The 24225-nt window shown below is 72.1% G+C and carries 24 protein-coding genes; 15 read left to right on the forward strand and 9 right to left on the reverse strand.

Annotated elements, in window-relative coordinates:
- Nucleotides 1-8 precede the first annotated feature (8 nt).
- Nucleotides 9-1430, forward strand: a complete 1422-nt coding sequence (locus tag I596_RS11205; protein WP_067651823.1) for a tryptophan--tRNA ligase — start codon at nucleotides 9-11, stop codon at nucleotides 1428-1430.
- 424 nt (nucleotides 1431-1854) lie between these two features.
- On the opposite strand, the gene dusB is transcribed toward I596_RS11205, so the two are convergent.
- Nucleotides 1855-2853 carry a tRNA dihydrouridine synthase DusB gene (gene dusB, locus I596_RS11210; protein ID WP_067647795.1) on the reverse strand — a complete coding sequence of 333 codons (999 nt, stop codon included), beginning with the start codon at nucleotides 2851-2853 and terminating at the stop codon, nucleotides 1855-1857.
- 241 nt (nucleotides 2854-3094) lie between these two features.
- On the opposite strand from dusB, the gene I596_RS11215 reads away from it, so the two are divergent.
- The 4 genes from I596_RS11215 to I596_RS11230 all read left to right on the forward strand — a co-directional run bounded on the left by I596_RS11215 (nucleotide 3095) and on the right by I596_RS11230 (nucleotide 5506).
- Nucleotides 3095-3796 carry a DedA family protein gene (locus I596_RS11215; RefSeq protein WP_067647798.1) on the forward strand — a complete coding sequence of 234 codons (702 nt, stop codon included), beginning with the start codon at nucleotides 3095-3097 and terminating at the stop codon, nucleotides 3794-3796.
- Nucleotides 3797-3867: 71 nt separating this feature from the next.
- Nucleotides 3868-4233: a 6-carboxytetrahydropterin synthase QueD gene (gene queD / locus I596_RS11220; RefSeq protein WP_067647801.1), complete on the forward strand. Its 366-nt coding sequence runs from the start codon at nucleotides 3868-3870 to the stop codon at nucleotides 4231-4233.
- Entirely contained in the window at nucleotides 4223-4858 is a 636-nt protein-coding gene (locus I596_RS11225) for a chalcone isomerase family protein (protein WP_067647804.1), read from the forward strand. The genes queD and I596_RS11225 overlap by 11 nt, the downstream gene beginning before the upstream one ends.
- 207 nt (nucleotides 4859-5065) lie before the next feature.
- Entirely contained in the window at nucleotides 5066-5506 is a 441-nt protein-coding gene (locus I596_RS11230; RefSeq protein ID WP_067647806.1) for a phasin family protein, read from the forward strand.
- Between the two features lie 123 nt (nucleotides 5507-5629).
- Here I596_RS11230 and thrC read toward each other — a convergent pair whose 3' ends face one another.
- The 3 genes from thrC to thrA are packed head-to-tail and all read right to left on the reverse strand — an operon-like array spanning nucleotide 5630 to nucleotide 10403.
- A complete protein-coding gene (gene thrC, locus I596_RS11235) occupies nucleotides 5630-6922 on the reverse strand; it encodes a threonine synthase (protein WP_067647808.1) in 1293 nt (430 codons plus the stop codon).
- Nucleotides 6919-7863 (reverse strand): homoserine kinase, encoded by a 945-nt coding sequence (locus tag I596_RS11240; protein ID WP_067647810.1) that lies wholly within the window; start codon nucleotides 7861-7863, stop codon nucleotides 6919-6921. The genes thrC and I596_RS11240 overlap by 4 nt, the downstream gene beginning before the upstream one ends.
- An 8-nt stretch (nucleotides 7864-7871) precedes the next feature.
- The gene (gene thrA, locus I596_RS11245; RefSeq protein ID WP_083965528.1) at nucleotides 7872-10403 is read right to left on the reverse strand and encodes a bifunctional aspartate kinase/homoserine dehydrogenase I; all 2532 of its coding nucleotides are present in this window, start codon (nucleotides 10401-10403) and stop codon (nucleotides 7872-7874) included.
- Between the two features lie 77 nt (nucleotides 10404-10480).
- On the opposite strand from thrA, the gene I596_RS11250 reads away from it, so the two are divergent.
- The 3 genes from I596_RS11250 to I596_RS11260 all read left to right on the forward strand — a co-directional run bounded on the left by I596_RS11250 (nucleotide 10481) and on the right by I596_RS11260 (nucleotide 11844).
- On the forward strand, nucleotides 10481-10672 hold the full coding sequence (locus I596_RS11250; RefSeq protein WP_067647813.1) for a hypothetical protein: 192 nt from the start codon (nucleotides 10481-10483) through the stop codon (nucleotides 10670-10672).
- Nucleotides 10673-10681: 9 nt separating this feature from the next.
- Nucleotides 10682-11434 (forward strand): bifunctional demethylmenaquinone methyltransferase/2-methoxy-6-polyprenyl-1,4-benzoquinol methylase UbiE, encoded by a 753-nt coding sequence (gene ubiE / locus I596_RS11255; protein ID WP_067647816.1) that lies wholly within the window; start codon nucleotides 10682-10684, stop codon nucleotides 11432-11434.
- A gap of 113 nt (nucleotides 11435-11547) precedes the next feature.
- Nucleotides 11548-11844 carry a peptidase associated/transthyretin-like domain-containing protein gene (locus tag I596_RS11260; RefSeq protein WP_067647819.1) on the forward strand — a complete coding sequence of 99 codons (297 nt, stop codon included), beginning with the start codon at nucleotides 11548-11550 and terminating at the stop codon, nucleotides 11842-11844.
- Between the two features lie 21 nt (nucleotides 11845-11865).
- Here the strand turns inward: I596_RS11260 and I596_RS11265 are convergent, their stop codons facing one another.
- Nucleotides 11866-12705, reverse strand: a complete 840-nt coding sequence (locus I596_RS11265) for a proteasome-type protease (RefSeq protein ID WP_067647821.1) — start codon at nucleotides 12703-12705, stop codon at nucleotides 11866-11868.
- A 158-nt stretch (nucleotides 12706-12863) separates the two neighbouring features.
- Between I596_RS11265 and folB the strand changes: the two genes are divergently transcribed.
- Both folB and folK read left to right on the forward strand, forming a co-directional pair.
- Complete coding sequence (gene folB, locus I596_RS11270; RefSeq protein ID WP_067647824.1) at nucleotides 12864-13226, forward strand: dihydroneopterin aldolase; 363 nt, start codon at nucleotides 12864-12866, stop codon at nucleotides 13224-13226.
- Between the two features lie 5 nt (nucleotides 13227-13231).
- A complete protein-coding gene (gene folK / locus I596_RS11275) occupies nucleotides 13232-13744 on the forward strand; it encodes a 2-amino-4-hydroxy-6-hydroxymethyldihydropteridine diphosphokinase (RefSeq protein WP_067647827.1) in 513 nt (170 codons plus the stop codon).
- 24 nt (nucleotides 13745-13768) lie between these two features.
- Here the strand turns inward: folK and I596_RS11280 are convergent, their stop codons facing one another.
- Nucleotides 13769-14527, reverse strand: coding sequence for a pteridine reductase (locus I596_RS11280; RefSeq protein ID WP_067647830.1), 759 nt, complete (start codon nucleotides 14525-14527; stop codon nucleotides 13769-13771).
- Nucleotides 14528-14761: 234 nt separating this feature from the next.
- On the opposite strand from I596_RS11280, the gene I596_RS11285 reads away from it, so the two are divergent.
- The 4 genes from I596_RS11285 to I596_RS11300 all read left to right on the forward strand — a co-directional run bounded on the left by I596_RS11285 (nucleotide 14762) and on the right by I596_RS11300 (nucleotide 18319).
- A complete protein-coding gene (locus tag I596_RS11285) occupies nucleotides 14762-15607 on the forward strand; it encodes a DUF6159 family protein (RefSeq protein ID WP_067647833.1) in 846 nt (281 codons plus the stop codon).
- Nucleotides 15608-15727: 120 nt separating this feature from the next.
- Nucleotides 15728-16282 (forward strand): hypothetical protein, encoded by a 555-nt coding sequence (locus I596_RS11290; RefSeq protein WP_067647835.1) that lies wholly within the window; start codon nucleotides 15728-15730, stop codon nucleotides 16280-16282.
- A gap of 23 nt (nucleotides 16283-16305) precedes the next feature.
- Nucleotides 16306-17529, forward strand: a complete 1224-nt coding sequence (locus I596_RS11295) for a class I SAM-dependent methyltransferase (RefSeq protein ID WP_190278900.1) — start codon at nucleotides 16306-16308, stop codon at nucleotides 17527-17529.
- A gap of 13 nt (nucleotides 17530-17542) precedes the next feature.
- Nucleotides 17543-18319: a YdcF family protein gene (locus tag I596_RS11300; RefSeq protein ID WP_067647841.1), complete on the forward strand. Its 777-nt coding sequence runs from the start codon at nucleotides 17543-17545 to the stop codon at nucleotides 18317-18319.
- 7 nt (nucleotides 18320-18326) lie between these two features.
- Here I596_RS11300 and I596_RS11305 read toward each other — a convergent pair whose 3' ends face one another.
- From I596_RS11305 to phaE, 3 genes are read right to left on the reverse strand one after another with little or no spacing between them, the layout of a single operon-like run.
- A complete protein-coding gene (locus I596_RS11305; RefSeq protein WP_067647844.1) occupies nucleotides 18327-19553 on the reverse strand; it encodes a multifunctional CCA addition/repair protein in 1227 nt (408 codons plus the stop codon).
- A gap of 51 nt (nucleotides 19554-19604) precedes the next feature.
- Complete coding sequence (locus I596_RS11310; protein ID WP_067647847.1) at nucleotides 19605-20669, reverse strand: class III poly(R)-hydroxyalkanoic acid synthase subunit PhaC; 1065 nt, start codon at nucleotides 20667-20669, stop codon at nucleotides 19605-19607.
- 9 nt (nucleotides 20670-20678) lie between these two features.
- Nucleotides 20679-21875 carry a class III poly(R)-hydroxyalkanoic acid synthase subunit PhaE gene (gene phaE / locus I596_RS11315; protein ID WP_067647850.1) on the reverse strand — a complete coding sequence of 399 codons (1197 nt, stop codon included), beginning with the start codon at nucleotides 21873-21875 and terminating at the stop codon, nucleotides 20679-20681.
- Between the two features lie 343 nt (nucleotides 21876-22218).
- On the opposite strand from phaE, the gene I596_RS11320 reads away from it, so the two are divergent.
- Nucleotides 22219-24192, forward strand: coding sequence for a sigma-54-dependent Fis family transcriptional regulator (locus I596_RS11320; protein ID WP_083965530.1), 1974 nt, complete (start codon nucleotides 22219-22221; stop codon nucleotides 24190-24192).
- Nucleotides 24193-24225 lie beyond the last annotated feature (33 nt).

The following is a 24225-nucleotide window of genomic DNA, read 5'->3' on the forward strand; positions in this document are numbered from 1 at the left end:
GGACCGACATGGGCACAGGCCGGCGCGTCCTCACCGGCATCACCACCTCCGGCACGCCGCACCTGGGCAACTACGTCGGCGCGATCCGGCCGGCGATCGACGCCAGCCGGCAGGACGCGGTGGAGTCGTTCTTCTTCCTGGCCGACTATCACGCGCTGATCAAGTGCGACGACCCGCAGCGCGTGCGGCGCTCGCGGCTGGAGATCGCGGCCACCTGGCTCGCCTGCGGGCTGGACGCGGACCGCGTCGTCTTCTACCGGCAGTCGGACATCCGCGAGATCCCGGAGCTGACCTGGCTGCTGACCTGCGTGACCGCCAAGGGACTGCTCAACCGCGCGCATGCCTACAAGGCCGCGGTCGACCAGAACCTGGCGGGTGGCGAGGACGCCGACGCCGGCGTCACCGCCGGCCTCTACATGTATCCGGTGCTGATGGCCGCCGACATCCTCGCATTCAACGCGCACCGGGTCCCGGTCGGCCGCGACCAGATCCAGCACATCGAGATGGCGCGCGACATCGCGCAGCGCTTCAACCACCTGCACGGTGCCGCCTACCGCGCCGCCAGCGGCAGCGATCGCGAGCCGTTCGTGCTGCCCGAGGCGGTGATCGACGAAAGCGTCGCCACCCTGCCCGGCCTCGACGGCCGCAAGATGTCCAAGAGCTACGACAACACGATCCCGCTGTTCGAGGGCGGCGTCCGGCACCTGCGCGAATCGATCGCGCGGATCGTCACCGACTCGCGCGCGCCCGGCGAGCCGAAGAATCCGGACGGTTCGCACCTGTTCGCGATCTACCGCGCCTTCGCCTCGGCCGGCGAAGCACAGGCGCTGCACGCGGCGCTGACCGGCGGCCTGGCCTGGGGCGAGGCCAAGCGCATCCTGTTCGAGCGCGTCGAGAGCGAGATCGCGCCGATGCGCGAGCGCTACGACACGCTGATCGCGCGCCCCGACACGCTGGAGGACATCCTGCGGCACGGCGCCGACAAGGCGCGTGCGGTCGCCGCGCCGTTCGTCGCGCACCTGCGCGATGCGGTCGGGCTCAGCGATTTCCGCCTCGCCGCGACCACCCCCGGCAAGGCGCCGCCGGTGGCACGCACGCCCGAAGCCGGCGGCGGCGAGGACACGCCGGTCCCGCTCGGCATCAAGGGACCGGCCGCGCAGGACTTTTCGCTGACGATCGCCTACTCCCGGCGTGGCCAGTTCCTGACCGGCGATCTCGGCGGCAAGCCGGCGGCGATCGCGTTGCGCCGGCGCATCGATGCACTGGAGGGCCTGGACACCGTCGCAGCCACGCGCGCCGACGGCCTCAGCGAGCTCCGGCTGACGCTCGACGGCGAGACGATCGCGACCGGACCGGCCATCGCCCCGGCCGAGGTCGAGGCGGAGCGCGGCAAGGTCGCCGAGGCGATCCGGCTGCGGCGCGAAGCCTAGAGCGTGTTATGGACTTTGAGTTGAGTGCGAAGGCCCCTGGCGCGGTGATCCAGCAAGGCGCAGCCCACCGGTCAGACTGGCCGTCTGGCCAAGGGCTGCAACGCCGCCGGGCGCCGCGCCAGGGGCCTTCCCGAAGGGTTGAGCCGCCGCGCCGCCCCGACCGCGTTGCCCGCCTTGCCTTGGGCACCACCCAAGGCCGCGACGGGCGCCTTGCCGGGACGACGCGGCGGCTCAACGCATCTCATCTCAACGTCCATAACACGCTCCAGGCCCCGGCATCCCGCCGCGGACGGGCCGTCCCGCTCCTGCCAAGTTCAATCCATGCAGGCGGGCGTCGACCGGCGCCCGAGCGACGACACTGCCCGGGCACGCAGCGGCGACCTTGCGGCCCGGCTTGTCCGGGAATCCCAAGGACGCCCTGCGCTCACGCCGCCGCCGACAGCACCGGTGCGACGCCGGCGGCCAACGCATCGAAGTAGTCGCGCGTCAGCTGCATCTGCGCGCTTGCGGTCTCGGCGCGATTGACCACCTCGCGGAATGCGGCGTTCTCGGGCCGGTCGCGCGCGTACCAGCCCAGGTGCTTGCGCGCGATGCGCACGCCCGGCCCTTCGCCGTAGAACGCGTAGAGCGCCTCCAGGTGACCGATCAGGATGTCGCGCACGTCGGCCGGTCCCGGTGGCGGCAACCGCTGGCCGGTCGCGAAGTAGTGCCCGATCTCGCGGAATATCCAGGGCCGCCCCTGGGCGGCACGCCCGATCATCACGCCGTCGGCACCGGTGCGGTCGAGCACCTCGCGCGCCTTGTCCGGCGCGTCGATGTCGCCGTTGGCCAGGACCGGCAAGGCGACCGCCGCCTTGATCGCCGCGATCGTCGCGTACTCGGCCTCGCCGTTGTAGAGGTCCGCCCGCGTGCGGCCGTGCACGGCCAGGGCCTGGATGCCGCAGTCCTCGGCGATGCGGGCGACCGTCACGCCGTTGCGGTTCTCGCGGTTCCAGCCGGTGCGCATCTTGAGCGTCACCGGCACCTCGACCGCGCGGCACACCGCCGTCAGGATGCGCCCGACCAGCGCCTCGTCCTGCAGCAGCGCCGAGCCGGCGTAGACGTTGCAGACCTTCTTGGCCGGGCAGCCCATGTTGATGTCGATGATCTGCGCGCCGTGGTCGACGTTGTAGCGTGCCGCCTCGGCCAGCATCGCCGGATCGTGGCCGGCGATCTGCACGCTGACCGGGTCGGGCTCGCCGAGATGGTCCATGCGCCGGAGCGACTTGCGCGTCATCCACAGCCGCGGATCGGCGCTGGTCATCTCCGACACGGCCAGCCCGGCCCCGAGCCGCTTGCAGAGCTGGCGGAACGGCTTGTCGGTGACGCCGGCCATCGGCGCCAGCGCGATCGCCGGCGAGAGCGTGTAGGGTCCCAGGTGCATGGGGGCATTCTACCGGCGCCACCCGGGCGCGCGGTCGTCCCGGAGCCGGCGTCCGTCGCGCGCCGCCGGTGCCGTTCCCGCACCGCGGCCGGCGCGTCAGGTTCCGTTCACGCCCGGCACGAAGCCAAACCGTTACCGACGGCCTGCTAGACTCCGGCTTTGTCGAATGCGGCGCCGCCGAGGCGGGCCTGCCCGGATGGCGTGCCCGCAAGGGCCGCATGCGAACCGAATCTGTTTTCCGATGGACATTCTCGACCTCCTCGTCAGCTTCTTCACCCAGAACGGCTATCTGGCCGTCTTCATCGTGCTGCTGATCTGCGGCTTCGGCGTGCCGATCCCCGAGGACATCACGCTGGTGGCCGGCGGCATCATCGCCGGCCTCGGCTATGCCGACGTCCACGTCATGTGCGCCGTCGGCCTGGCCGGCGTCCTGCTCGGCGACGCGATCATGTTCACGATCGGCCGGGTCTTCGGTGAACGCGCACTGCGCGTGCGCTGGGTGCGCTACCTGCTGACGCCCAAGCGCTATGCCCAGGTCCAGGTCAAGTTCGCGCAGTACGGCAACCGGCTGATGTTCGTCGCCCGCTTCCTGCCGGGCCTGCGCTCGCCGATCTACCTGACCGCCGGCATGACGCGGCGCGTCTCGTTCCTGCGCTTCGTGCTGCTGGACGGCCTCGCCGCCCTCATCAGCGTGCCGATCTGGGTGTACCTGGGCTTCTACGGTGCCGAGAACCACGAATGGCTGCTGCTCTGGCTGGAGCGCAGCAAGGTCGGCGTGCTGCTGGCGCTGGCGGCGGCGGCGATCGCGGTGGCCTGGTACTTCCGCCGTCGCGCGCGGCTGCGCCGTGCACGCCTGCATGCGTTCAGGGCCCATCGTGCCGGCCGCGGGCGCGCGGTGCCGGCCGGAACCGCGCTGGGCGGCGACCGCGACGCCGCGTCCTGAACGCCCGTCCCGCGGTCGCTTCGACCGTTGATTTCCGTTAACGTGGCCGGCACGCCGGCACCAGGGCTTTTGTGGACATTTTCAAGATTTTCCAGGTCGAGGCGGCCCATCGGCTGCCGAACGTGCCCGCCGGGCACAAGTGCGCGCGCCTGCACGGGCACTCGTTCCGTATCGAGATCCACGTCAGCGGGCCGGTCGACCCGCACGCCGGCTGGGTCATGGACTTCGCCGACCTCAAGGCCGCGTTCGCGCCGATCCACGACCGCATCGACCACCGCCTGCTCAACGACATTCCCGGCCTCGAGAACCCGACCAGCGAGAACCTCGCACGCTGGCTGTGGGAGGCGCTGGTGCCGCACCTGCCGCAGCTCGCACGCGTGGTCGTCCACGAGACCTGCACCTCCGGATGCAGCTACGCCGGCCCCGATGCACGCTGAAACGGTGCACCGGCGCGCAAGCCTCCGCTGGCTGTCCTGGTGCCTGGCCCTCGGCCTGGTCGGCGCCCTGCAGCCGGTGGCCGCCCAGCCGGCGGATGCCGACGAATTCGCCGCCCAGATCCCGATGCCGGGCAGCCAGCAGGCCTGGCGACGCGTCGGCAAGGCGACCTTCCAGCACTACTTCCAGCCGTACTACCGCGCTGCGTTGTACCTGTCGCCGTCGGTGCGGCAGACCGCCGAGGTCGCCGATGCGCTGACCGCCTACCAGGTCGAGATCATCTGGCAGCCGACCGAGCTGGCCGCGGGCGAGATGCGCGCGTACTGGCGCCAGGCATTGCGCGAAGCGGCCGGCGACGAGGATACGTTCGGCCGGATCGAGACCCGCGCCGAGCACTGGATCGCGCAGCTGCCGGCGGCCCGCCACGGCGACCGCTGGACGTTCTCGTATCTTCCCGATGCCGGCATGACCGTGCGCATCAACGACCGGCCGGTCAGCCGCCTGGTCGGCATCGACTTCAACCGCAGCCTGACCCGCGTATGGTTCGGCGAAGCCGCCGATCCGGAGCCGCGCGCCGCACTGCTCGGCCACGATACTGCGACGCACCAGCCGCGTCACGCCGACTAGCCGTTCCGCGGCCAGGCACCACAGCCCCCAAAATCCCCGCCGCCGCCGATTTCGCTAAAAAAGCACCGCAAACCGGCCAGTTGCGGTTTTTTTCTGAACGAAAGGCAACCGCACGGCAGCGTGGCGCGTCCATGCCACGAAAATGTTGCAACGCACAAAAACCTTTGCTAGAGTCGCCCTACATTCCTCATGGATCCAGGTGAAACCATGTCCACGTTCGAGCAAGTCAGTTCGCAGTTCCTGGCGTTCGGCAAGACCCAGGCCGATGCCGCCCTGAAGGCCCAGAGTCTGGCCCTGGCCGGTCTGGAGCGTATCGCCGACATCGAGCTGCAGGCATTCGAGAGCCAGGTCAACGCCACCGTCGAGTTCCTGAACTCGTTCGGCGAGATCCGCGATTTCGAGAGCGCGCGCACGCTGTGGCCGAAGGGCTTCGCCCTCGCCAAGCAGTCGGCCGAGAAGGCCTACGCGACCAGCCTCGAAGTGTTCGATGTCGCGGTCAAGACCAACGAGGCGCTCGGTACGCTCGCCAAGGAAAAGATCGAGTCGACCAACGAAGTGCTGGCCCAGCAGGTCAACGCGGTCAAGGGTCAGTTCGAGAAGTCCAGCGAAGAGCTCGTCAAGCGCGTCAAGAAGGCCGTCGCCAAGTAAGGCGCCGCGCCACCGTTTTTGCGTGGAACAGTAAGACGGCATCCTCCCTCCCCCGCCGTCATACTGATTTTGGCCGGATGGTTCGCCATCCGGCCTTTTTCTTTTCCGGGCCGTCGAAGCGGGCTAGCGCAGCAGGCGTGCCCGCAGCGCCGCCGCATCGGCCGGCAGCGGCTCGGCCGTCGCCACGCGCCCGAGCAAGGCGGCCAGCGCCGGCGGCGGCTCGACCCTGCGACCGACCAGCGGCTCCACGACCATCTCGAACTTGGCCGGATGCGCCGTGGCGACAACGGTCCACTGCCCGCGATCGCCGGCCTCGCGCAGGCGCCCGAGCACGGCAGCGGCGCAGGCGGTATGCGGGCACAGCACGTGACCGTGGCGTTCGGCCACCGTGCGGATCGTCGCGCGGATCGTCGCATCGTCCACCGCCTCGGCCGTGACCGCCGCGCGCAGGCGCGCTACGTCCGGATACAGCCAGCACAGCCGCTCGAAATTGCTCGGCGCACCGACGTCCATCGCATTGGCGAGCGTCGCCACGCTGGCACGCGGCGCATAGGGCGCGCCGGCGAAGAAATCGGGCAGCACGCGGTTGGCATTGCTGGCCAGCGCGACACGGCCGATCGGCAACCCGATCGCGCGCGCCAGCAGCGCCGCAAGTGCATTGCCGAGGTTGCCGGTCGGTACGATCAGGTCCAGTGCCCCGCCCGAGGCGCGCGCCTGCGCGAGCGCCGCCACCGCGTAGTAGCTCATCTGCGGCAGCAGCCGGCCGAGGCTGATGCTGTTGGCCGAGGACAGCGGTACGCGCGCCTGCAGGTCGCGATCGGCCAGCGCCTGCTTCACCAGCCACTGGCAGTCGTCGAAGCTGCCGGCCACGCGCAGCGCGAGGACGTTGTCGCCGAAGCAGCCGAGCTGATGGGCCTGGCGCGGCGAGACGCGCCCGTCCGGATACAGGATGACGACACGGAAACCGGGCCGCCGATGGAACGCCGCGGCGACGGCCGCGCCGGTGTCGCCGGAGGTCGCCACCAGGATCGTCAGCGGTGCCGCCGCCGGTGCCGGCAGCCGCGCCAGGCAGGCCGCCAGGAAACGCGCACCGAAATCCTTGAAGGCCGCGGTCGGACCGTGGAACAGCTCCAGGAGCTGGCTGCTGCCGTCGCCGAACGGCACGAGCGGCGCCGGGAAATCGAAGGCCTCGCGACAGATCGCCGGCAGCGCCGCCGCCAGCGCGTCGTCGGCGAAGAACGGCCGCAGCAATCGCTCGGCGATTGCCGGCAGGTCGGTGAGGCCGGCGAAGTCGGCTGTGCCGAGGACCGGCAACGCCGCCGGCACGTACAGGCCGCCGTCCGCCGCCAGGCCGGCCCGCAGCGCCGCGGCGAGGCCGGTGTCCGGCACCTGGCCGCGGGTCGATCGGTAGTTCATCGCGATGCCTCCCGTTCGTCGGGCCTGATGATGCCCGCGGCCGGGCCGGCGATCGGCGACACGTGGCAGCGGCTGTCCAACCCCGCGTGCGCGAACGCCGCCTGCATCGCCCGGGCGCCGGCCTCGGCGGCCGCGCGGTCCTCGAACCAGCCGAACACGCTGGGGCCGGCGCCGGAGATGCTCGCCCCCATCGCCCCGGCGTCGAGCGCGGCCTGCTTGACGGCGGCGAAGCCGACGATCAGCGGCGCGCGGCGCGGCTCCACCAGCACGTCGCGCAGGCCCGCGCGCACCAGTGCGGCATCGCCGCGCCAGCAACCGGCCAGCACCAGCGCGAGGTTGCCGCTCTGGCGCACGAAGTCGTCGAGCGCATAGTCGCCGTGCAGCGCCGCGCGGGCCCGGCGCGTCTCCAGCACCGCGTCGGGATGGACCACGGCCGCATGCCACTGCGGCGGCACCGGCACCGGGACCAGCCGGTCCGCCGTCGCCAATACCAGGCCGCCGATCAGCATCGGTCCGATGTTGTCGCCGTGGCGGCCACCGCTCGCGGCCGCTTCGCCTTCCAGCGCGAACGGATAGAGCGCGTCCACCGGCAGCGGCGGGTCCAGCCATTCGTTGGCGGCGAGCAGCGCGGCCACGCACGAGGCAGCCGAGCCGCCCATCCCCGATCCCAGCGCGATGCCCTTGTCGAGCTCGACCTCGAAGCCGTACGGCAGGTCCAGTGCGGCACGCAGCGCGATCAGCGCGCGGCCGGCGGTGTTGTGCCGTGGATCCTGCGGCAGGGTGTCGACGATGCCGCGGATCGCGGCGATGCGCACGACCGGTTCATCGATGCGGCGCACGCGGGCGCGGTCGCCGGGACCGGCGATGCTGTGGCCGAGGATGTCGAAGCCGACCGCGACGTTGCCGACACTGGCCGGCGCGAAAGCGACGATGCCGTCCATTGCGGGCCTCACAGCCGGGCGCCGAGCGCAGCGCCCAGCCGCAGCAGGTCGGCGAACACACCGGCTGCCGTCACGTCCGGGCCGGCACCCGGCCCCTGCACGATCAGCGGATTGCTGGCATAGCGGCGCGTGGTGTACTGGACGATGTTGTCGGTCAGGCGCAGGTGCGCGAACGCCTGGTCGCCGGCCACCTCGACCAGGCCGACCCGCGCACCGGACCGGTCCAGGCGGGCGACGTAGCGCAGCACCTTGCCCGCGGCGCGCGCCCGCGCATGGCGCCGCGCGATGTCCTCGTCGATCGCGGCCAGCGCCGCCGGCACCGCCTCGCGCGGCAGGTCGCGCACCGCCGCCGGCACCAGGCTCTCGACGGCGACGTCGGCCAGCTCCAGCGCCTGGCCGGCTTCGCGGGCGAGGATCACCAGCTTGCGCGCGACGTCCAGGCCCGACAGGTCGTCGCGCGGATCGGGCTCGGTGTAGCCGAGCGCATGCGCCTCGGCGACCAGCGCCGAGAACGGCTGGCTGCCGTCGTAGCGGTTGAACAGCCACGCCAGCGTGCCGGACAGGATGCCTTCGACGGCGACCAGTTCGTCGCCGGTGTCGAGCAGGTCGCGCAGGGTCTGGATCACCGGCAGGCCGGCGCCGACGGTCGCCTCGTAGCGCCAGCGCGCGCCACCGGCCTCGGCCGCCGCGCGGATCGCGCGGTACAGCGCCAGCGGCCCGGCCCCCGCCTGCTTGTTCGGCGTGACGACATGGATGCCGGCGGCCAGCCAGTCCGGGTAGCGCGCCGCCACCGCGGCGCTCGCGCTGCAGTCGACGATGACGGCATGCGGCAGGTGCGGGGCGTGGACGTGAGCGGCGAAGCGGTCCAGGTCCGCCGCCTCGCCGCCGGCCGCCACGCGGCGCTGCCAGTCGGCCGGCAGCTCGCCGCGCTCGTCGGTCCACAGCTGCCGGCTGCCGGCGATCGCGCGGACGCGCAGGTCCAGGCGGGTATCGCGCTGCAGCCGCGGCGCGGCCTCGCGGATCTGCTCGATCAGCGCGCGCCCGACGTTGCCGGGCCCGATCAGCCCCACCGACAGCGCCTGCGGGGACAGCCAGAAGCCGGCATGCGCGGCGCGCAGCGCACGCGCGGCATCGGCGCCGGCCAGCGCGACCGAGATGTTCCGCTCCGAGGCGCCCTGCGCGATCGCGCGCACATTGACGCGCGCACGGCCGAGCGAAGCGAACAGGCGTGCCGCCACGCCCGGCATGCCGGCCATGCCGTCGCCGACCGCGGCCAGCACGCTGATGCCGGCGGTCACCGCGATGTCCTGGATCTGGCCGTCCGCCAGCTCCGCGGCGAACGCCGCCGCCAGGCCGCTGCGGGCACGCTCGACGTCGCCGGCACGGACCACGCAGCAGATCGAATGCTCCGAGGATCCCTGCGAGATCATCACGACCGAGACGCCGGCGCTGCGCAGCGCGGCGAACACCCGCTCGGCCGTACCCGGCACGCCGATCATGCCGGCACCCTCGACATTGACCAGGGCCAGGTTGTCGGCCAGCGAGAGGCCCTTGACCGGCATCGGCGGGGTTTCGGCCGCACCGATGCAGGTGCCCGGATGGTTCGGCCGGAAGGTGTTGCGGATGCGGATCGGCAGGCCGAGCGCCATCGCCGGCAGCATCGTCTGCGGATGGATCACCTTGGCGCCGAAGTAGGCCAGCTCGCAGGCCTCCTCGTAGGACATCGCCGCCAATGGCACCGCCTCGGGCACCAGGCGCGGATCGGCGGACAGCACGCCGTCGACGTCGGTCCAGATGTTGAGTTCGCAGGCGCCGAACAGCGCGGCGAAGATCGCGCCGGAATAGTCGCTGCCGTTGCGGCCGAGGACCGTCGGGCGGCCGTCGGCGTCGCGCGCGACGAAGCCGGTCGCGATCACGCGCGCCTGCGGGTGGCCGTCGCGCCAATCGGCCAGGCGCCGGGCGCTGTCGTCCCAGTCCACGGCGACGCCGAGTTCACCGTGACGCACCGTCAGCACCTCGCGGGCGTCGAGCATCGCGCATTCGGCACCCTGCGCCACGAGCAGCGCCGACAGCAGCCGCGCCGACCAGACCTCGCCCAGGCCCTGGATGCGCTCCAGCGCCTCGCGCGCCGGAAAACCGAGCACCGCCAGTGCCTGCAGCAGGTCCGCCAGGCCGGCATGGCTGGCGTCGAGCCACGCCTGCGTCGGACCTGCCTGGCCGCCGAGCAGGTCGCCGGCCACGGCGAGGTGACGCTCGCGCAAGCTGCCGGCCGCGGCGCGCCAGTCGCCCGTGCCGGAGGCCGCGTCCTGGGCCAGCGCGATCAGCGCGTCGGTCACGCCCTGCATCGCCGAGACCACGGCGATCTGCCGGTCCTCGGCCTGGTCGCGCAGGATCGCGGCAACGCCGCGGTAGCACCCGGCATCGGCCAGCGAAGAGCCGCCGAACTTGTGGGCGACGGTGCGGGTGCCGGCCGGGATGCCGCGCGTCCCGATGTGGCGGGCGGCGGCGAGCGGTGCGGACAGGTTGACGTGCGGACTCATCGGGCCTCCGGAAGGAAACCCCGAACGTCACCGAGGAGAAGGGCCGAACCCGCATCCTCGTCGAGGTGCGGGGGCCGTTGCTGGAACGCTATGCGCGCGCGACGACCGACCGCACCGGGCGGGTAGTGGTGGTCGTCGTCGTGATGGTGCGGCGTGCAAACATGGGCCGAGTTGATCCGATCGACGCCGGGCTGTCAAGCGCGCAGCGGCCGTTCCGCCGGCGTCCCGCGCCGCCGCATGCGGACGAGTCCGGCACCGGTTTCGGGTAGCATGGCGCGATGAGCGAAACCCACGGCACCACCCATTTCGGCTACCGCGACGTGCCCGAGGGCGACAAGGCCCGTCTGGTCGGCGAGGTGTTCACCTCGGTCGCCCGCCGCTACGACCTGATGAACGACCTGATGTCGTTCGGCCTGCACCGGCTCTGGAAGCGCCATTTCGTCGCCACCAGCGGCGTGCGCCCCGGCGATGCGGTGCTGGACCTGGCCGGCGGCACCGGCGACATCGCCGCCCTGCTGCTGCCGAAGGTCGGCCCCGAAGGCCGGGTCGTCGTCGGCGACATCAACGGCGACATGCTGCGCGTGGGCCGCGACCGCCTGACCGACCGCGGCAAGGTCGGCGGCCTGGCGTACGCCCAGCTCGACGCCGAAGCCCTGCCGTTCCCCGACGCCAGCTTCGACTGCGTGACGATGGCCTTCGGCCTGCGCAACGTCACGCGCAAGGAGAACGCGCTGGCCGAGATCCACCGTGTGCTCAAGGTCGGCGGTCGCGCGCTGGTGCTGGAGTTCTCGGCCGTGCAGGTCGAGGCGCTCAAGCCGCTGTACGACTTCCATTCGTTCCAGGTCCTGCCGCGGATCGGCCAACTGATCGCCGGCGACGAGGCCAGCTACCGCTATCTCGCCGAATCGATCCGCCGCCATCCGGACCAGGCCACGCTCAAGGCGATGATGGAGGCGGCCGGCTTCGCCTGCGTGGACGTGCGCAACCTGTCGGCCGGCATCGTCGCGATCCATCGCGGCTACCGCGTCTAGCACGCGTTCTCGCTTCCGCGCAGGCCGTCCAGCGGGCCACGAGGCGCGCGCAACCCGGCACGATCGACCGGACCTTCTGCCGCGGCCGGCAGCCGACCGACTGCGACGGCATCATGAGCTTCCTGACGGTGTACCCGGTCAGGTACGGCGGCCGCATCATGCACATCCATTTCCAGGTCTGCCTCGACGACGGCGGCACGCTGGCGACCACCGCGCAGCGGGCCGTCCCGCGCACGGTCGCGCAGGCGGTATCCGCCTCGCCGCTGTCCGTGGCGCACCGCCAGAACCCGACCATCGACTTCTCGCAGGGCAACGTCTTCGCCGACGGCATCGAGCAGCGGCCGATCACGATTGCCGGCGACGTCGCCGGCGGCCATGACGCGACATGGCGGGTCGCGATCGCCGGCTGAGCAGCCACCGCCCGATCGCCTTCAGGGCGACCGCGGCAGCGCCTGCTGGGCCTGCGCCGCCATCGCCGGCGGATCGTCGATCGCTGCCGCCTGCTGCAGGGGTGCCAACGCCTCCTGCGGCGGTGCCGGCGCGGCCTCCCACGGGAACGGCGGCAGGCTGCGTACCGCGCTTTCGAGCTTGCGCGACCAGCTGTCACGGATCTCGGCGTAGAGCGGCGTATCGCCGTCCAGGCGCATCTGCGTCATCAGGCGCAAGGCATCGACACGCAGCAACGCCAGGTCGATCGGCAGGCCGACCGAGACGTTCGAGCGGATCGTCGAGTCGATCGAGACCAGCGCGCAGCGGGCGGCGTCCTCGAGCCGCGTGGCCGGCCGCACGATGCGGTCGAGGATCGGCTTGCCGTACTTGGACTCGCCGATCTGCAGGTACGGCGTCTCCGGCGAGGCGGCGATGCAGTTGCCGAGCGGGTAGACCAGGTACAGCGCCGGCGCCTCGCCGGCCACCTGCCCGCCGAGGATCAGCGTGGCCTCGACGCTGACGCGATTCTGTTCGGCCTGGGCCGCCACGTGCGCCTGCGCGGCCACCAGTGCCTGGCCGACGTACTCGGCGGCATCGGCGATGCGCGCCACCGTGCGCAGGTTGACGGGTGCGGCGTCCTCGATGTCGCGGCGCAGGCGCGCCACGGTGGCCTGGGTCGTGGCGAGGTTGCCGGCCGTCATCAGCACCAGCACGCGCTCGCCCGGGTACTCGAACACGTGCATCTTGCCGTGCACGCGCACGTCGTCGAACGCGGCACTGGTCCGCGTGTCCGACGCGAACACCAGTCCCTGGTCGACCGCGATCCCCACGCAATAGGTCATCGACGCCTGCCACCGTCCGGAAGTCCGTACCCATTCTAGCCGCGGGCCGTGCCGGGAGCCCGGCGCGGCGAACCGGCAAGGCGCCGCCATCGCCGCGCCGCCGCGCCGGCGGCGTGCGCACGTTGAAGCGGACTGCCGCTTCGGCCATCCTGCGCGCCATGGATACCGTATTCATCGAAGACCTGCGCATCGACACCGTCATCGGCATCTACGACTGGGAGCGGCGCATCCGCCAGACCGTGGCGCTCGACATCGAGATGGCGTTCGACAACACCCGGCCGGCCGCGACCGACGCCATCGCCGACACGCTCGACTACAAGGCGGTCTCCAAGCGCCTGATCGCCTACGTCGAGGCCGCCGAGTTCCAGCTCGTCGAAACGCTGGCCGAGCGCTGCGCGGCGATCCTGCGCGAGGAGTTCGGCATCGCCTGGCTGCGGCTGAAGCTCGCCAAGCCCGGCGCCGTCCGCGGTGCGCGCGCCGTCGGCGTGTGCATCGAGCGCGGCACCCGGCCGGGCGGCTGACCGGCATGGTGCGCGCCTACCTGAGCCTCGGCAGCAACATCGACCCTGCGCGCAACCTGTGCCTCGCGATTGATGCGCTGCGCCGCCGCTTCGGCCCCGTCGCGCTCTCGCCGGTCTATCGCAGCCCGGCGGTCGGCTTCGACGGCGCCGACTTCCTCAACGCCGCCGCCGCGATCGACAGCGACCTCGACGCGTCCCGGCTGGACGCCTGGCTGCGCGAACAGGAGGCCCGCCAGGGCCGCCGCCGCGACGGTCCGCGCTATTCGAGCCGGACGATCGACCTGGACCTGCTGCTGTACGCGGACGCCATCGCATCGACGCCGCCGCTGCCGCGACCGGAGCTGGCCGACCAGGCCTTCGTGCTGCGCCCGATGGCCGATCTCGTTCCGGCACTGCGCCACCCGGTGCTCGGCGTCGAGCTGCGTGAGCTGTGGCGCCGCTGCGAGGACGCCACGCCGTTGACGCCGGTCCGGCTCGACTGCGACGCGCTCGCCGCGGAACCCGCTGCCGGCGGTTGACCGGCCCGGACCTCGATCGGCCGATCAGTCGACGACCGAGCGGCCACCGTCCACCGCCAGGACCTGGCCGGTGACGTAACCGGCGTCGAGCAGCAGCCAGCGCACCGCCTCGGCGACCTCGGCCGCCTGCCCGGTGCGGCCGAGCGGCGTGCGCGCCAGCATCGCCGCGCGCTCGGCGGCTGCGTCGGCATCGGCCGTCTGCTCGGGCCAGAGGATCGCGCCGGGCGCCACCGCGTTGACCCGCACCTCGGGGGCCAGCGCGATCGCGAGACTGCGCGTCAGGCTGACGAGCGCCGCCTTGGCCGCCGAGTAGACCAGGCTGTCGGCCTTGGGCCGGTCGGCGTAGATGTCGGCCAGGTTGACGATCGCGCCACCGGCGCTGCGCAAGAAGGGGGCCGCCGCCTGCGCCAGCAGCAGCGGCGCTTGCGCGTTGGCGGCGAACAAGGCCTGCCAGTGGTCCGGCGTCACCGCGCCGAACGGCGTGGCGTGAAACGCCGAGGCATTGTTGACCAAGCCGTCGAGCCGGCCGAACCGCGCCCGCGCGGCGTCCACCAGCCCCGGCAGCGCCGCGGCGTCGGCCAGGTCGGCCGCCACGCACAGCGTCGAGCCCGCGCGTACCGCGTCCAGCTCCCGCGCCAGCGCCTCGGCCTCGGACCGCGACCCACGGTAGTGCAGCACGATGTCGCAACCCGCCGCGTGCAGGCTCCGCGCGATCGCCGCGCCGATGCGCCGGGCCGCGCCCGTGACCAGCACCACGCGCCGCTTCGGACCGGTCGCCGTCATCGCTACTCCTCGTGCAAACCCGCGCCATTATGCGCTGCAGCCCCTGCGGGCTCACGTTGCACTGCGCGCCGGCGCACCGCCGGCCGCAGCACCGGCACCCAGCTTCAGGCCCATGACGCGCGCCACGAGCACGCCCTAGAATGGCACCGCGTCGACCGGCAGGCCCCGGTGGCGCCACGCGTTCCACGCAGCGCGGACCGGTGGCCTGGCCGCAGGCGCGAAGGGGCATTGTTCATGGCTGGACGTTTCGCACGCAGCTGGGACCTGGTCAAGGCGAGCGCCGCGGTGCTGCGCTCGGACAAGGAGCTGCTGCTGTTTCCGCTGATGTCGGCACTCGGCACCCTGGTCGTGGCGGCCAGCTTCGTCGTTCCCGCGGCCTTCGCCGGCATGTTCACCGGTGTCCGCAACGGCGACGTGTCGCCCGTGTTCTGGCTGCTGACGTTCGCGTTCTACGTCGTCCAGTACACGATGATCTTCTACTTCAACTCGGCCCTGGTCGGCGCCGCGTCGATGCGGCTGGCCGGACGCGATCCCACACTGGCGGACGGCTTCCGCATCGCCAACCAGCGGCTGCCGGCCATCATCGGCTACGCCGTGATCGCCGCCACCGTCGGCATGCTGCTGCGCGCGCTGCAGGAACGTGCCGGTTTCATCGGCCGCTGGGTCGTCGCGCTGATCGGCGTCGCCTGGACCGTCGCCTCATTCCTGGTCGTTCCGATCCTCGTCAACGAGAAGATCGGGCCGGTCGATGCGGTCCGGCGCAGCGCCGAGCTGCTGCGCACCACCTGGGGCGAGAACCTGGCCGGCAACCTCGGCATCGGGCTGGTGTTCGGCGTGGCGGTGGTCGCGATTGCCCTGGTCGGTGGCGGCGCCACGGTGCTGCTGGCGACGAACGGCGGCGGCCGCCTGGTGCTGATCCCGATCGCGCTGACCGTCGTCGCGATCCTGCTGCTCGGCCTGCTGCAGGCGGCCCTGCAGGGGGTCTATGCTGCCGCACTGTACCGCTATGCCGCGACCGGCGACGGCGGTGCCGGTTTCGACCGCGCCCTGATCACCGACGCGTTCCGCGTCAAGGCCTGAGGCACGGCACCGGTGGCACGGCGGTTCCCGTGACCGCCGAAATGCCGTAGCGTTGCCCCGCGCGGCGATCTCGCCGCGCGGACCGCCGCGCCCCCCGAAGCGCGGCGAGCGGGAGGAGACGTGTTCGACGACCTACGCAACCGGCTGCGCTCGCAGCGGCCGGCGCGGCTCGCTGCCGCGAGCGGCGCACACCCGATCGACGGCGGCCCGGCCCCGATCCGCTACCGGCCGCTGCTGGTCGCCCAGGTGCCGGCCGAGGGACACCGCTTGCGCACCGCGATGCGCGGCGTGCTGACGGCGCTCGGCCGGCGCGACGAGGATGCGCTGGTCGCCGGCCTGCTCGCGTTCGCCGGCGCGTTCCGCGGCATCGGCCTCGCCCGCAACGTGCAGTTCTATCCGTACCTGGCCTGGGCGCTGCACGGCACGCCGGCCGCGCGCACGATGTTCGAGGCGGTCCATGCCGACGCCCAGCGCTGCCTGGGCGGCATCGAGGCGATCCTGGCCACCTACCTGACCGCGCCGTGGGGACGCGACCGGCGCCGCCGCCTCGCGCCGGACCTCGTGCACGTGGCGCGCCTGCTCGGCCAGTGGCTGCGCATCGACGAGGAGGTCCTGCTGCCGCTGTACCTGCCACCGGGCCAGTACCGCACGATCGGCCCCGCGCCACCGCGCTGACGCTACCGGCGCGACGCTGCGCTATGCTGGCGGTCGCTCCCTCGAGAACCCCGCGCGACGCCGTGAACACCGCCCTGCCCGCCCCCGGCGCCGACGAACTGGATCACTCCCGGCGCCTGCAGGCGGCGATCCACGCCGAGATCGCACGCACCGGACCGATCCCGTTCTCGCGCTACATGGAGCGCTGCCTGTACGCACCGGGCCTGGGCTACTACAGCGCCGGCCGCACGAAGTTCGGGCGCGACGGCGACTTCGTGACGGCGCCGGAACTGGGCCACCTGTTCGCGCAGTGCATCGCCGAAGCGCTGGCGCCGGTGCTGCGCACGCTGGGGCCGGACGCCGACTTCGTCGAGCTCGGCGGCGGCAGCGGCGCGTTCGCCGAAGTCGCGCTGCTCGCCCTCGCCGAACGCGACGCACTGCCGCGCAGCTACGCGATCCTGGAGCCGAGCGCGGACCTGCGCGAGCGCCAGCAGACGCGGCTGCGCGCCGCCCTCGGTGCCGACCTGGCGGCTCGGGTGCGCTGGATCGACCGGCCACCGGAAGCCGACTGGCGCGGCGTCCTGTTCGCGAACGAGGTTATCGACGCGCTGCCGACGACGCGCTTCACGCTGCGCGGCGGCGAGGTCTACGAGGAACACGTCGCGCTGGACGGCCAAGCGCTGAGGATCGTCGACCGGCCGGCCGATCTCCTGGTCGCCGGCGCGGTGCGTCACGTCGAGCGCGATCTCGGCCGGCCGATCGAGGACGGCTACCGCTCCGAGCTGCTGCCGCAGCTGCCGTACTGGATGCAGGCCGTGCTCGGCAGCCTGCGCAGCGGCGTCGCGCTGTTCGTCGACTACGGCTATCCGCGTGCCGAGTTCTACCGCCCCGAGCGCCGCGACGGCACGCTGATCGCCCATTACCGCCATCGCGCCCATGCCGACCCGTTCTTCCTGCCGGGCCTGCAGGACCTGACCGCCTTCGTCGACTTCACCGCCCTGGCCGAGGCCGGCAACAGCGCCGGCTTCGGCCTGGCCGGCTATGCCGGGCAGGCGCGGTTCCTGATCGCCAACGGCCTGGCCGGGCACCATGGCCGCGCGGCCGAGGGGGCCGACGCCACCGCGCTCTACCGCCTCGGCCAGCAGGTCAAGCGCCTGACCCTGCCCGACGAGATGGGCGAGCGCTTCCGCGCGATGCTGTTCGCGCGCGGCATCGATCCGGCGGCGCTGCCACCGATGACCGACATCGACCAGAGCGGCTCGCTGTGAGCGCCGGCGGCCGATGATCAGCGCCTGGCTGTCGCCGCTGCGCCTGGGCGTCCTGCTCGGCCTGGCCGTGCTGCTGGCATGGCGCTGGCTGCCGCGCTGGAGCCGCCGCACGGCACTGGTGATCGGCCTGGTGCTGGCCTGGCTGACGACGCCGTTCGGGGCGAACCTGCTGGTGCGCCTGCAGGAGGCCCGCGCCCCGGCGGCCGACGCCTGCCCGGCGCCGACGCCGGAGGCGATCGTCGTGCTCGGCGGCGGCATGGCGCGCGAACCACGCTCGGCCGAGGACTACGCCGCGCTCAACGTCGACAGCCTGCGCCGCGTGTTCGCGGCGGTGGCGCTCCATCGCCGCTATCCGGACGCCCAATGGATCGCCAGCGGCGCCAGCCGCTACGCGATCGCCGAAAGCACGACGATGGCGCGCCTGGCCGAAGCGCTCGGCGTGCCGGCTGCCGCGCTGCGCAGCGAGACCGCCTCGCGCACCACCTGGCACAACGCGCAGGCGGTCGCCGCGCTGCAGCCGCCGCTGCCGCGGCGCGTCTGGCTGGTGACCTCGGCCCTGCACATGCCGCGCGCGCTGTACGCGTTCCGCGCCGCCGGCTTCGATCCCTGTGCCGCACCGGCGCCCGGCATCTACGCCGGGCCGGCCGGGCCGGGCTACTTCCTGCCGATCGCATCGGCGGCGGCCAAGTCCGAGGCGGCACTGCACGAGTTCGCCGGCGAGCTGTCCTACCGGCTGGGCCTGTTCCGGACCACCGACCGCGACCCGCAGCCGGCATCGGGCGAGCGCTAGAACCGCGTCAGGCCGGCGTCGGTACCGCGGCCACGGCGCGCGCGCGCGCCGCGCGCATCGCCTCGGCGATCGCCGGGCCGGCCAGGCCGTCGGCGACGAAAGCCGCTGCCGTCACCGCCGCCGCCGCCGCATAGGCGGCGCGCAGATAGTCGGCCTGCGGATAGGCCGCGTCCTCGAAGCCGAGCCGCCCGCGCTTGTCCGCCTCGCAGGCGGCCAGCAGCACGTCGAGGCGGCGCGGCTTGCGGAAGCCGTCGATCTGCTCGAACAGCTTCACGACGGTGGCCGGTTTCAGTTCCAGCGCGCGATGCACGTTCAGATGCAGGCGGCTGCACAGCACCGCCATCGCGGCGTGCTCGGCCGGTACGCGCAGGCGCGCCGACAGCACCTGGATCGGCGCGACCCCGCGCTCCTCGTGCATGACGTGGCGCGGCAGTTCGGCGGCCGGCGTCAGGGCCTTGCCGAGGTCGTGCACCAGCGCGCACCAGCCGACCAGGTCGTCGCCGGGCGCCAGCCGGGCCGCCATGTCCACGACCAGCTCGGTATGGACGCCGGTATCGACCTCCGGATGGAACTCCGGCCGCTGCGGCACGCCGTAGAGCGCGTCGATTTCCGGAAACAGCACGCGCAGCGCACCGCAGGCGCGCAAGGTCGCCAGGAACGCCGACGGCCGTGGCTCGGCCAGTGCCTTGCGCGTCTCGGCCCAGACCCGCTCGGGTACCAGGTGGTCGGCCTCGCCGTCGGCGACCATGCCGCGCATCAGCGCCAGCGTCTGCTCGGCGACGCGGAAACCGAGTGGCTGGTAGCGCGCCAGGAAGCGGGCGACGCGCAGGATCCGCACCGGGTCCTCGGCGAACGCCGGCGAGACGTGCCGCAGCACCCGCGCCTCGATGTCGCGCACGCCGCCGAACGGATCGACCAGGCGCCCGTCGGCGTCCTCGGCGATCGCATTGATCGTCAGATCGCGGCGTGCCAGGTCCTCTTCCAGCGTGACCGACGGGTCGGCGTCGAACGCGAAGCCGTGATAGCCGCGGCCGGTCTTGCGCTCGGTGCGTGCCAGCGCGTATTCCTCGCCGCTGCGCGGATGCAGGAACACCGGGAAGTCCTTGCCGACCGGCTTGTAGCCGAGGCCGAGCAGGTCGTCCGGCGTGGCGCCGACGACGACGTGGTCGCGATCGGCGACCGGGCGGCCGAGCAGCTTGTCGCGGACGGCGCCGCCGACCAGATAGATGCGCATCAGCCGATTGTGCCACGGCACGCCGGGCGGACCGCCCGGCGTGCCCTCAGGTCAGGCGCGCGCGGCCAGCCAGTCGTGGATGGTCGGCGGCACCTCGCGCTGCGCGCGGCCCGAGACGTAGATGCCGATATGGCCGCCCTTGAACGCGAGCTGCGTGTAGTCGTCGCTGCCCACCGCCCCTTCCAGCGCGCGCGAGGCGGCCGGCGGCACCAGGTGGTCCTGCTCGGCGAAGATGTTGAGCACCGGATGGCGGATCGTCTTGAGGTCGACCGGCCGGCCGCCGATCGTCAGGCCGCCGCGGATCAGCTTGTTGCCCTGGAAGAAATCGCGGATGAACTCGCGGAAGGCCTCGCCGGCCTGGTCGGGCGAGTCGAAGATCCACTTCTCCATGCGCAGGAAATTCTCCAGCTCCACCTTGTCGTCGAGGATGTCCACCAGGCCGACGTACTTCTGCTGGAACAGGCGCACCGGCTTGAGCGTCAGGTAGCACCAGTTCATCAGGTCGGCCGGCACGTTGCCCAGCGTGTCGACGAACAGGTCGATGTCGAGGTTGCGCGTCCAGTGCGAAAGCAGGTTGTCCGGCGTGTGGAAATCGACCGGCGTGACCATCGTGATCAGGTTGCGCACCTTCTCCGGATGCAGCGCGGTGTAGCACAGCGAGAACGCGCCGCCCTGGCAGATGCCGAGCAGGTTGACGCGATCCACACCGGCGTGCGCGGCGACTGCGTCGACGCTGCGATCGATGTAGCCGTTGATGTAGTCGTCCAGCGTCAGCCAGCGATCGGTCCGGTCGGGATAGCCCCAGTCGATCAGGTAGACGTCCTCGCCCTGCGCCAGCAGGTTGCGCACCAGCGAGCGGTCGTCCTGCAGGTCGACCATGTAGGGGCGGTTGACCAGTGCGTAGACGATGAGGATCGGCGTCTTGGCGGTCGGCGCGCGCGCGCCCTTGAAGCGATAGACGACCAGCTTGTCCTCGCGGTAGACGGCTTCTTTCTCGGTGACGCCGAAGTCGACGTCGTCGACCTCGCGCAGCGTCCGGAATCCTTCGGCGAGCTTGCGCTGCAGGGTCAGGGCCTCGTCGAGCGCCTTGGCCGGTTCGATCTTGATCGGCTGCATGAGGACTCCTTAGTCGGATGAGCGGGCCGGCTTCGCCTTGCGCTTGCCGGCGGCCGGCGTCTTGGCGGTCTTCGCGAACTGTGCCACGCGCGCCTCGAAGCCACCGGCGGCGCGGGCCGGGCGCCGCGGCTTGGGCGGCGCGGCCTTCTTCGCGGCACGCGGGCGGACCGGACGTGGCGCAGCGCGGGCGGCCTTTGCGGTCGGCTTGGGAGGCTCGGCCGCGCCGCTGCGCCGGCCGGCCGCCTTGAGCGCGGCGACTTCCCGGCGCAAGGCGGCGACCTCGGTCGCCAGCGCACCGCCGCTGCCGGCACAGCGGACCTCGCGGCGCAGCTCGTGCAGGCGCCGCCCGAGGCTGTCGACCTCGCTGCGGGTGGGAATGCCCAGCTCCACGCTCATGCGCTCGATGTCCTGCTGCAGTTGCGAGCGCAGCTTCATCTGCGCGTTGACGAGCGCGCCGTAGACCTCGCGGAACTCGGCCGAGGCGGCGACCTCGGCGTAGCCTTCCTCGGCCGCGTCCACCCACAGGTCGTAGAGGGCGCGCAGCGACTCGACCGGCCGCTCGGCCGCTCCGCGCTCGCCGAGCTTGTTCTCGAACAGCGAGGCGCCGCGCTGGCCGGCCTTGAGGATCAGCGCGTTGTAGCGCGCGGTCTGCTCCTGGTAGTCGATCAGCGCCTGCGCCGTGCGCTGCTGGTGTTCCTGGCGCTCGCGCAGGAAGCCGAACGCCGGCTGGTCCAGCCACGTGCGTGCTTCACCGGCGAGGGTGCCAAGCATCGGCCCGAAGCCGGCCGCCAGCTGCTCCAGGCTCCTGGCGCCCTCGCCGCCGATCTGGCGCAGGGCGGCGGCCAGCGGGTGGTCGGCCGACGGCATGCCGAGGCCGGGCGCGAAGGCCGCCCCGGATCGCAGGGCCTCGCTGAAGCGCGCCGCGATGTCCTCGGCCTGGACGCCGTTGCCGGCGGTGAACAGGGCCTGGGTGCGTTCCAGATAGGCCTTGACGCTGGCGAGCATCCGCTCGGCCAGGGCCGGCTGCTGGCCGGGATCGCCGAACAACCGCGCCCACTGCGCCAGCCCCTCGTGCCAGGGCGGCCCCGCCCCGGGTGCCGCACCTGCTGCCGAGGCCTGCTGCCACTGCTGCACGGCGTCCCAGTACTGCCGCGAAAACGTCTCCCACTGCGTGCTCGCGGTAGGACCGGCGCTGCGATCGACCATCGGATTGGCTCCTGGACACTCGGGGGCGCCGGATCGGATGCCGGCATGAGGAAGGCTTTTTACCAAAGCGATGCTACGCCGAGCCAGCGGCCGCTGGCAAAAGAACACGCCGGGCGCCGGTCGGCGGGGCCGGCCGGCCCCGCGGAACGCAGGTGCCGCATTCGGCCCGGCCGCGAAGGCCGCCGATGCCGGCGCGATCGCCTCCCGGCGCGTTCGAGCTGGCCGATTGGACCATCGTCGATTTTGTTGCACTGCGGTTTGCACAATGGATGCCAAAGGGCGACCCTTCACGCTGTAGCAGCCGCGCGATACCTGCGGCGGATCTTGATCCGGGAGCCACGTCATGGGTGTTTCCGCCCTCACCGCGAGCCATGCCTCGCGCGTCCTCAGTCTGGTCAACGGCAAGGCCAAACCCTCCAGCCAGATCGCCTCGCACGTCAGCAGTTCGTGGGAGCGCTGCCTCACCCAGTACGGGATCGAGCCGACCCGCTCGCGCGAGACGGTCGTGCTCGAGGCCCATCAGCTGCGCGAGCGCCAGCAGAGCTTCGGCGACCTGCTCGGCGTCGCGCGCGCGGAGATGGAAAGCCTGTACGACCAGATCGCCGGCTCCGGCTACGCGGTCATCCTGACCGACGCCGAAGGCGCGATCCTCAACACGATCACCGACCCGACGCTCAAGCGCGAGTTTCGCCATGCCGGACTCTGGCACGGTGCGCTGTGGGACGAGCGCCACGAAGGCACCAACGGCATGGGCACCTGCCTGGTCGAGCGCGCGCCGGTCACCGTGCACCGCGAAGAACATTTCATGGGCTACAACATCGGCCTGTGCTGCTCGGCCGCGCCGATCTTCAACGCCCACGGCGAGGTCATGGCGGTGCTGGACACCTCCTCGGCGAGCTGCGGCGTCACGCGGCTGATCCATCGCCACACGATGGCCCTGGTCAACATGTCGGCCCGGCTGATCTCGCGCTGCCAGTTCCTGCGCGAGTTCCCGGAAGCCAACATCCTGCGCTTCCACGGCCGGCCGGAGTTCGTCGGCCTGCTGCACGAGGCGCTGCTGGCGATCGACGCCGAAGGCCTGATCCTGGCCGCCAACGACAGCGCGCTCGAGCAGCTCGGCCACAGCCACCGCAACGCGCTGGTCGGCCGCTCGGTGGAATCGGTATTCCAGTTCTCCAACGGAACGATGCAGCACCGCGCGCTGACCGAGCCCGGCACGATCTGGTCGATCCGCGACACCGAGAACGGGCGGCGCTATTTCGCCAAGGTCAGCGCGCCGCACCAGCCGGCGCGCACGGTCGCGCCGATCACCGCGCCGATCACGACACCGGTCGCCGCGGTCACGCGCATCGAGCCGGCCGGCCGCCAGGTCGGCACCGACTCGCGCATGCTGCACAACTTCCATTGCGCGCAGCAGCTGTTCGCGCGCCGTGTGTCGATCCTGCTGCAGGGCGCGACCGGCACCGGCAAGGAAGCGTTCGCCAAGGCGCTGCACAAGGCCTCGCTGCGTGCCGACAAGCCGTTCGTCGCCGTCAACTGCGGCGCGATCCCGGAGCCGCTGATCGAAAGCGAGCTGTTCGGCTACACCCGCGGCGCGTTCACCGACGCCAACCGCGAAGGGCGGCCCGGCAAGATCCTGCAGTCCAGCGGCGGCACGCTGTTCCTCGACGAGATCGGCGACATGCCGCTGCCGCTGCAGACGCGCCTGCTGCGCGTGCTCGAGGAGCAGGAGATCGTCCCGCTCGGCGGCGACAGCCCGATCCCGGTAGACCTGCACGTCATCAGCGCCAGCCACCACGACGTGCGCCAGATGTGCACCAGCGGCGATTTCCGCAGCGACCTGTACTACCGGCTCAACGGCACCACGCTCTACCTGCCGCTGCTGCGCGACCGCGAGGACAAGACCGAGCTGATCCAGTCGCTGCTGGCCGAGGAATGCCGCGACCAGGAACCGGTCAGCATCCGGCCGGACGCGCTGCGCGTCCTGCTCGAGTACAGCTGGCCGGGCAATATCCGCCAGCTGCGCAACGTGCTGCGCACCGCCGCCGCGCTGTGCGACGAGCGCGTGATCCGCCCGTCCAACCTGCCGCAGGAGCTGCTCGACGAGACCTCCGGCCACGAGCCGGCGATGCTGGCGGTGCCGGGCGGCGACGCCGCCGCGGCGCGCGCGCCACTGGATTCGGCCGAGCGGGCGGCACTGCTGCGCGAGCTCGAACGCATGCGCTGGAACATCACCCACACCGCCGATGCGCTCGGCATCAGCCGCAACACGCTCTACCGCAAGCTGCGCAAGCACGACATCCCGTTGCCGGACTGAGCGGCCGGCGCCTCGTACCACGACCGGCCCCGC

Source organism: Dokdonella koreensis DS-123, assembly GCF_001632775.1.
GTDB lineage: Bacteria > Pseudomonadota > Gammaproteobacteria > Xanthomonadales > Rhodanobacteraceae > Dokdonella > Dokdonella koreensis.

Bases quoted from the DNA above. Each gene is read 5' to 3' on its own strand.
- I596_RS11205 (WP_067651823.1), top strand. From the start codon at position 9: ATGGGCACAGGCCGGCGCGTCCTCACCGGCATCACCACCTCCGGCACG.
- dusB (WP_067647795.1), bottom strand. From the start codon at position 2,853: ATGCACCTGGGACCCTACACGCTCTCGCCGGCGATCGCGCTGGCGCCG.
- I596_RS11215 (WP_067647798.1), top strand. From the start codon at position 3,095: ATGGACATTCTCGACCTCCTCGTCAGCTTCTTCACCCAGAACGGCTAT.
- I596_RS11225 (WP_067647804.1), top strand. From the start codon at position 4,223: ATGCACGCTGAAACGGTGCACCGGCGCGCAAGCCTCCGCTGGCTGTCC.
- I596_RS11230 (WP_067647806.1), top strand. From the start codon at position 5,066: ATGTCCACGTTCGAGCAAGTCAGTTCGCAGTTCCTGGCGTTCGGCAAG.
- thrC (WP_067647808.1), bottom strand. From the start codon at position 6,922: ATGAACTACCGATCGACCCGCGGCCAGGTGCCGGACACCGGCCTCGCC.
- I596_RS11240 (WP_067647810.1), bottom strand. From the start codon at position 7,863: ATGGACGGCATCGTCGCTTTCGCGCCGGCCAGTGTCGGCAACGTCGCG.
- thrA (WP_083965528.1), bottom strand. From the start codon at position 10,403: ATGAGTCCGCACGTCAACCTGTCCGCACCGCTCGCCGCCGCCCGCCAC.
- ubiE (WP_067647816.1), top strand. From the start codon at position 10,682: ATGAGCGAAACCCACGGCACCACCCATTTCGGCTACCGCGACGTGCCC.
- I596_RS11260 (WP_067647819.1), top strand. From the start codon at position 11,548: ATGAGCTTCCTGACGGTGTACCCGGTCAGGTACGGCGGCCGCATCATG.
- I596_RS11265 (WP_067647821.1), bottom strand. From the start codon at position 12,705: ATGACCTATTGCGTGGGGATCGCGGTCGACCAGGGACTGGTGTTCGCG.
- folB (WP_067647824.1), top strand. From the start codon at position 12,864: ATGGATACCGTATTCATCGAAGACCTGCGCATCGACACCGTCATCGGC.
- folK (WP_067647827.1), top strand. From the start codon at position 13,232: ATGGTGCGCGCCTACCTGAGCCTCGGCAGCAACATCGACCCTGCGCGC.
- I596_RS11280 (WP_067647830.1), bottom strand. From the start codon at position 14,527: ATGACGGCGACCGGTCCGAAGCGGCGCGTGGTGCTGGTCACGGGCGCG.
- I596_RS11285 (WP_067647833.1), top strand. From the start codon at position 14,762: ATGGCTGGACGTTTCGCACGCAGCTGGGACCTGGTCAAGGCGAGCGCC.
- I596_RS11295 (WP_190278900.1), top strand. From the start codon at position 16,306: ATGCTGGCGGTCGCTCCCTCGAGAACCCCGCGCGACGCCGTGAACACC.
- I596_RS11300 (WP_067647841.1), top strand. From the start codon at position 17,543: ATGATCAGCGCCTGGCTGTCGCCGCTGCGCCTGGGCGTCCTGCTCGGC.
- I596_RS11305 (WP_067647844.1), bottom strand. From the start codon at position 19,553: ATGCGCATCTATCTGGTCGGCGGCGCCGTCCGCGACAAGCTGCTCGGC.
- I596_RS11310 (WP_067647847.1), bottom strand. From the start codon at position 20,669: ATGCAGCCGATCAAGATCGAACCGGCCAAGGCGCTCGACGAGGCCCTG.
- phaE (WP_067647850.1), bottom strand. From the start codon at position 21,875: ATGGTCGATCGCAGCGCCGGTCCTACCGCGAGCACGCAGTGGGAGACG.
- I596_RS11320 (WP_083965530.1), top strand. From the start codon at position 22,219: ATGGGTGTTTCCGCCCTCACCGCGAGCCATGCCTCGCGCGTCCTCAGT.